The sequence below is a fragment of the Zoogloea sp. genome, from assembly GCF_028693495.1.
Lineage (GTDB): Bacteria > Pseudomonadota > Gammaproteobacteria > Burkholderiales > Rhodocyclaceae > Zoogloea.
In genome coordinates, this window is record NZ_JAQUVG010000137.1 from 1 (window position 1) to 6,573 (window position 6,573).

Annotated in this window: 9 protein-coding genes; 4 read left to right on the forward strand and 5 right to left on the reverse strand. The window is 62.9% G+C overall.

Annotated elements, in window-relative coordinates; all coding sequences use genetic code 11:
* From PHD22_RS15835 to PHD22_RS15850, 4 genes are all read left to right on the forward strand, one after another.
* The coding region (locus PHD22_RS15835; protein ID WP_299869045.1) for a YgcG family protein at positions 1 to 543 on the forward strand (543 nt) is incomplete at its 5' end.
* A complete protein-coding gene (locus PHD22_RS15840) occupies positions 543 to 1,040 on the forward strand; it encodes a TPM domain-containing protein (RefSeq protein ID WP_299869048.1) in 498 nt (165 codons plus the stop codon). The genes PHD22_RS15835 and PHD22_RS15840, both read left to right, overlap by 1 nt.
* Before the next feature lie 72 nt (positions 1,041 to 1,112).
* The gene (gene tadA / locus PHD22_RS15845; protein WP_299869051.1) at positions 1,113 to 1,601 is read left to right on the forward strand and encodes a tRNA adenosine(34) deaminase TadA; all 489 of its coding nucleotides are present in this window, start codon (positions 1,113 to 1,115) and stop codon (positions 1,599 to 1,601) included.
* A 6-nt stretch (positions 1,602 to 1,607) separates the two neighbouring features.
* Positions 1,608 to 2,087, forward strand: a complete 480-nt coding sequence (locus PHD22_RS15850; RefSeq protein ID WP_299869054.1) for a L,D-transpeptidase — start codon at positions 1,608 to 1,610, stop codon at positions 2,085 to 2,087.
* A gap of 118 nt (positions 2,088 to 2,205) precedes the next feature.
* Here the strand turns inward: PHD22_RS15850 and PHD22_RS15855 are convergent, their stop codons facing one another.
* The 5 genes from PHD22_RS15855 to PHD22_RS15875 all read right to left on the reverse strand — a co-directional run.
* Positions 2,206 to 2,889, reverse strand: coding sequence for an alpha/beta hydrolase (locus PHD22_RS15855; protein WP_299869057.1), 684 nt, complete (start codon positions 2,887 to 2,889; stop codon positions 2,206 to 2,208).
* 71 nt (positions 2,890 to 2,960) lie between these two features.
* A complete protein-coding gene (gene amrS, locus PHD22_RS15860) occupies positions 2,961 to 4,040 on the reverse strand; it encodes an AmmeMemoRadiSam system radical SAM enzyme (protein WP_299869060.1) in 1,080 nt (359 codons plus the stop codon).
* A gap of 3 nt (positions 4,041 to 4,043) precedes the next feature.
* On the reverse strand, positions 4,044 to 4,607 hold the full coding sequence (gene amrA, locus PHD22_RS15865) for an AmmeMemoRadiSam system protein A (protein WP_299869063.1): 564 nt from the start codon (positions 4,605 to 4,607) through the stop codon (positions 4,044 to 4,046).
* Positions 4,594 to 5,409 (reverse strand): AmmeMemoRadiSam system protein B, encoded by an 816-nt coding sequence (gene amrB, locus PHD22_RS15870; protein ID WP_299869066.1) that lies wholly within the window; start codon positions 5,407 to 5,409, stop codon positions 4,594 to 4,596. The genes amrA and amrB overlap by 14 nt, the downstream gene beginning before the upstream one ends.
* A 39-nt stretch (positions 5,410 to 5,448) precedes the next feature.
* The coding region (locus PHD22_RS15875) for a DUF4010 domain-containing protein (RefSeq protein WP_299869069.1) at positions 5,449 to 6,573 on the reverse strand (1,125 nt) is incomplete at its 5' end.

Genomic DNA, 6,573 nt, shown 5'->3' on the forward strand with positions numbered 1-6,573 from the left:
CGGGTCGAGGTAGGACGTGGCCTTGAAGGCGCTCTACCGGACGCCATCGCCAAGCGGATCATTTCCGATGTGGTCACGCCCCATTTCCGCCAAGGCGACTTCGCGGCGGGCGTTGTGGCGGGTGTGACAGCGCTCGATGTCCGAGTGAGAGGAGAGGAACTGCCGTTGCCCGCAGAAACCTCCGGGACCAGTGCTGGCGACGATCTCAGGTCCGAGGTGGGTGACGTGTTTGGCCTGGCCTTGGCCGCAAGTTTTGTATTGGGCAGTATTTTCCGGGCGATTTTCGGACGTCTCTCCGGCGCGGCGCTGGTGGGGGCCCTGGTGGGTGCGGGAGTCTGGCTCATGACCGGGCTTGTGGCTGCGGCGGGTGTCGCAGGCCTGGTGGCCTTCCTCTCTTCCCTGCTTTCCGGAGGGCATGGCCGCGCTGTGAATGGGCGCGGTTCCTGGCCAGGTGGAAGAGGGGGATCAGGGGGGGGAGGCCGCGGTGGTTGGTCCGGTGGCGGCGGCAGTTTCGGCGGTGGTGGTGCTTCGGGAAACTGGTGATGAATCTGCGACGAGCTCTCAAGCATCTGGCGATGCCGGATTGGGTGGTCAAGCGCTGCTTTACGGCCTCGGTGGTGGAAGGTATCGAGCGGGCCATCCAGGCTTCCGAGTACCTGCATCGGGGAGAGGTCCGCTTCGTGATCGAAGCTGGGCTGCCCCTGTCGGCCTTGCTTGCCGACCAGACTTCCCGGGCGCGTGCGGTCGAATTGTTCTCGGTGCTGCGGGTATGGGATACCGCTGAAAACAGTGGTGTGCTGATTTATGTTCAGGGATTCGATCGCCAGGTGGAGATCGTGGCGGATCGGGGCGTCGCGGCGCAGGTGCCCCAGAGGGCGTGGGAAGTCATCTGCCGCCAGATGGAGGCGTGTTTCCGGGACGGCCGATACGAGGCCGGTGCCGTCGGGGCCATCGCTGCGGTAGGTGGCCTGCTGGCCCGTCATTTTCCTGCCAGGGAAGACAACCCCAATGAACTGCCTGACCGTCCTCTTGTGCTTTAAAGGTAAAGGCAGGGGCCGGAGTGCTATCGCTTAAAATGGCCTCCCGCTGAACTTGCACTCCGAAGGGATGAGATGACACGACCAAGCCCCGAACAGGATATCGAATACATGCGCCAGGCCCTGGCCCTGGCCAGTCAGGCGGGTCTGCATGGTGAAGTACCCGTGGGCGCTTTGATTGTCTCGGCGGCAGGCCAGATTGTCGGGCGGGGCTTCAACCAGCCAATCCTGCGTCGTGACCCTACTGCCCACGCAGAAGTGATGGCCCTGCGGGATGCGGGTGAAACCCTTGCTAATTACCGCCTGCCTGGCTGTACCCTTTACGTGACTCTGGAGCCCTGTGCCATGTGCGCTGGTGCGATCATGCACGCCCGGATTGCCCGGGTCGTTTTTGGTGCCCGGGACCTCAAAACCGGAGTGGCGGGGAGTGTGGTGGATCTGTTTGGGGAGACCCGCCTGAACCATCATGCCCAGATTGACGGTGGCGTGCTGGGCGATGAGTGCGGCGGGCTGCTAACGTCCTTTTTCCAGGCCCGCCGTCGCAAGCAGGCCATTTCGGGTTGAACAGGCATGAAAGTCCGGATCGACATTCCCAGTCAGACCCTCCGTCTGTTCGGGGAGGACAGCGCCTGCATTCGCTGCTACGCCGTATCCACTGCGCGCAAGGGGCCTGGCGAGCAGAAGGGAAGCTATCAGACGCCCCGGGGGAAGCACGTGATCCGGGCTAGGATCGGTACGGGTATGCCTCTGGGAACAGCGTTTCGGGGGCGTCGCCCGACCGGTGAGGTATGGACGCCTGAAGTCGGCGCCGCAGATCCGGAGCGCGACTGGATCCTGACCCGGATCTTGTGGCTCTCTGGCCAGGAGCCGGGGCGCAACCGCCTGGGAGAGGTCGATACCATGCAGCGATACATCTACATACATGGCACACCGGATACCCAGCCGATGGGCGTGCCTTTGTCCATCGGGTGCATCCGGATGCGTAACCGCGAGGTAGCCGAACTCTTCGATCTGGTTTCCGTGGGAACTCCCGTGGAGATCATCGGGTGAATCAAGCCTGCGCCCTCCGCGCTGGCTGGTCAGCCCTGGCGCCGCAGGTCCTCCCTCGATGGCGGACGGGGGTATTCATGAGGCGCCAGGGCTATCGCGTCAGCGCGTGATCCGGACCTCAGGGCACGGGCGGAGATTCGCTGACAGGAACGGGATGGGGCGCGGGCAGGTGGATGGCGAACCACTCGGCTGATAATGCTGCGGTCCGTTCCAGACTTCCTGGTGCCCGAAATCCATCGTCACAGCCAGGAATGACCTGCCAGTCGCGGAGGCACCCCAGCACATCGAAGGCCTGCCGGGTGGAGTTCAGGCCTTCATCCTGTTCCCCGACAATCATCCGGGTAGGGCAGATCACTTGCTTCAGGGGGGACAGGCCCGCCAAGCCAGGGCGTCCACCTCGACAGATGAAGGCATGGATGACTTCCGGCTCCCGGGCCATTGCCCGGATGGCTCCGGCGCTCCCGGTGCCGCTCGAGACAAGCCCCAAGGGCATGCCCTGAAGGGGCGGCTGGTGGCGCAGCCACTCGAATATGGCACCGATCCGCTGCCCCAGCAGAGGGGTGTTGAAGCGGGTGTCGGGATCCCGGGTTTCCTCGTAATGGGTCAGCAGATCAAAGAGCAGGGTGGCGAAACCGGCCTCCTGCACCTTCCCTGAAAAATAGGCTTCCCTGGAGTCCCGATGATGACCTACTGTCATCTGGGGAATCAGGATCAGGCCACGGGCCTCGGGGGAATGGGCCAGCAGACCCTCCAGCCAGGTGGACCCGGCAGAAATGCTGAGAGAGGTTTGACGCAGTTTCATGATGAAGCGGCTGGCACTGAAGGAGTCAGCGTTACGTTCTCATGTCTCCCTTTGGGACTGCAAGGCTCGAATCAAACTGGGTGAGGGCCGATGTGAATTGGGACACGGCGTGCGCCGAAACCTCCTCCGAACTCGGCAAAGCGCCCCGCCAATGGGTATCCACAGCCCTGACAGCACCCTTTCGCATCCAGGCGATAATCCAGGATCTCGTACCAGTCCCGTCGGATGACAGACCGGCTGCAGTTCGGGCAACAGGTGGTCCCGCCTTCGGTATCGTGAACGTTTCCAGTATAGACATGCTGAAGACCCGCATCCCGGGCGATCTGGCGGGCCCGGGTAAGGGTGGCGGGAGGTGTGGCGGTTCGATCCCTGAGTTTGTAGTCCGGGTGAAAGGCCGTGAAATGCAGGGGAACCTGGGGGCCCAGGGTGTCATGGATCCAGAGGGAGAGCGCCGTGACCTCACTGTCCGAATCATTGAGCCCGGGGATCAGCAGAGTGGTGATCTCCACCCACACGGAGGTTTCGTGGCAAAGGTACTCGAGAGTATCGAGGACCGGAGCAAGATGAGCACCGGTTTGATGGATGTAAAACGCTTCAGTGAAGGCTTTCAGGTCCACATTGGCAGCATCCATCACGGCAAAAAAATCTCGCCTCGCTACTGGATGGATGTAGCCGGCGGTAACCGCAACAGTGGCCAGCCCTTGTTCATGGCAGGCTAGGGCGGTATCGATCGCATATTCGGCAAAAATGACCGGGTCGTTGTACGTGAATGCCACGCTACGACAGCCCTGTGCCGAGGCTACCCGGGCGATCTCGCGGGGCGAGGCGGCATCCATCAGCCTGTCCATGTCCCGGCTCTTGGAAATATCCCAGTTCTGGCAGAACTTGCAGGCCAGGTTGCACCCGGCTGTGCCGAAGGAAAAGACGCTGCTGCCCGGGTAAAAGTGGTTGAGGGGCTTTTTTTCGATGGGGTCGATGCAGAAGCCCGAACTGCGGCCATAGGTGGTGAGGACCATTTTCCCGTCCACCATTTGACGTACGAAGCAGGCCCCTCGCTGGCCCTCATGGAGACGGCAGTCCCGCGGACACAGGTCACACTGGAGACGGCCGTCGGGCAGGGTATGCCAATAGCGGGCGGGGTGGTTGCTCATGATTCACTCCCGGGTGTCGTCCTCTTTCCACTTTTCCACGTGGTAGCGGGCGAGCATGACGTTGGGTCCCCAGAAATCGGGGGGCAGACGAGCCTTCTGCTTGAGGGCAGCGATGAAGTCCCGTCGCTCGGGCAGTTGCTCCCAGACCTGGGGCAGGAAGGTGGCTTTCTGGCAGCCATTGAAGAAGATCACTCCGTCTTGTCCTGGCACCAGTTGCGCCAAGGCATCAGCCTCATCCCGGAACTCGATGAACTCCGGCTCGCTGAGCAGGGAGACTTCGATCCGTACCTTGCTGAGCTCTGCCGGACACAGCGGTGGGAAGCGTGGATCGCGCAAGGCTGCCGCCACTGCATTTTCGGCGACATCCTCACCTAGCCGGCGATGAGCATTGAGGCTGCCGATGCACCCCCTGAGTTCGCCGTTCAGGGTGAGAGTCACAAAAGTGGCGCCCCGCTCTGCGAAGCAGGGGTGCTCAGGGGAGTTGGAAGCGGCTTCGCCCAGGGCTGTGCCGATGGCCTGCCGGGCTCGGGCCAGGAGGGCCCGCCCAAGGGGGTCAGTGGTGGTCACGATGATCCTCCGAAAAGGCGATGGCGGCATAGCCCACGACCCGATCCCGGTCTCCCGCCGTGTCACCCGAGTTGCGCAGGTCAAGGAGGTGGGGGGTGAGATGATGGCGCTGGGCTGTGAGTAGGAGTCCGTTGATCGCATTGGCCCCGCAGGCCTGTTCTCCCTCCAGGGTTGGATCGAGCTTGCGGATCTGGGAAACGGTCGCCTTGTCCCGCCACTGGGCCTGTCGGTAGGGCTGGTAGTGGGACAGGTCCGAACTGATGACGATCAGGGTTTCCGGACCGCCCCACAGGGTCTCGATCACCGCAGCCACCTGGTCGGCGTCGGCCAGGCCGACGGCAATGGGTAGGATTTCGAAACGGTCCAGGGTGCTTTGCAGGAAAGGCAGTTGAACCTCGATGGCATGCTCCTGGGCGTGGGGGCGATCATCGACGATGACCCCGGGCATTTCCCGGATGGCGAGCCAGGCTTCCCTGTCCACCGGGACTACACCGAGAGGCGTACAGAAAGCCTGGGAGGCCGGTAGTGCCATGCCCTGTACTGCCACCCGGTGAGTCGGGCAGAGAACCAGCACCCGCCGGATCAGGTCCCGGCGCTGCAGCAGTTCTGCATAGGCACTTGCTGCAATTGCACCTGAGTAGATATAACCGGCATGCGGGACGATGATTGCCTTGGGCGCATGGATGATTTCTGCAGGCATGGCGCTGGAAAGATACCCCGCCACCTGGGCGTGCAGGCTATGAGGGTCGGCTGGGTAGAACATGCCGGCAACAGCCGGCGGACGTTGGGACGCGTGAGCCATATCTTCCTTCTCTCGGATGCGGGAGGGATCCCCTTTCAATTATAGGGAGGAGTGATACAACCATGCGATGCCAGCTCCAAGACCGGCGCCCACCGCCGTCATCCCGCCAAGAACGCGGCGGCCCAGCGGGCCTCCGCCCAGGGCAAAGGCGAGTCCGCCCTTGAAAGCCAGATTGGCCAGCATGGCGATCAGAATGGCGACGGCAGCAGGCAGCAAGTCCACCTTGCCCACATTCACCAAGCGCAGGGTGGAGAGGGTGATTGCATCCACGTCGGTCAGTCCTGACGCGAGGGCCAGCAGATAGAGTCCACCTTTACCCGCCACATCCGACAGCCAGGCTGCGCACAGCAGGACCACCGCATAGAGCAGTCCGAAGCCGACGGCTGCACGAAGTTCAGTAGGGTTCCGGGTCTGGGGAATGGGCAGCTCACCTTGCCCGGCCATCTTCTTCCAGCCCAGACCAATGACCACGGCACCGATAACCACGGAGAGCACGCAACCGGTCAGGAGGAAGGGGACGACGGGTGCTGAAAGGGCCCACACAATGGCCAGGATGCGCACCACCATGATCAGGTTGGCCAGCAGTATTACCAGGGCGGCCGTGGTGACCATGGCCGGATTTTCCCGGGCGTGGCGTGAGAAAACCATGGTCGTCGCCGTGCTTGACACCAATCCGCCGAGCAGCCCCAGTAGAGGAGCTCCGTAGCGCGCGCCGACCAGACGCAGGGCCGCGTAGCCCGCCAGACTGACACCGGAGATCAGGACCACCATCAGCCAGGCCTGGTGCGGGTTGATCGCTTCGTAGGGACCGAAGCCCCGGTTGGGCAGGATGGGCAGCACGATCAGGGAGAGGACGGAGAACTGCAGGATCGAGCGCCAGTCCTGACTTGTCAGGCGGGAAGCCACCCCCCGCAGCTCGGATTTGAAGTACAGCAGCATCGTCGCGCCAACGGTAGCCATTACGGCCAGGCGCCCGTGTCCCAGCCAGACCATGGCCCCGAGGCTGTAACAGATGAGGAGGGCGATCACCGACGTGGTGCCCGGATCGTTGGGTTCCGGCTGCCTGAAATTTGCGGCAATAATCATGGCCGCCACCAGCACGAAGCCGGTGATCAGCAGCAATGGGGTGGCCAGTTGTTCGGAGAGGAGGCCAGCGATGGCGCC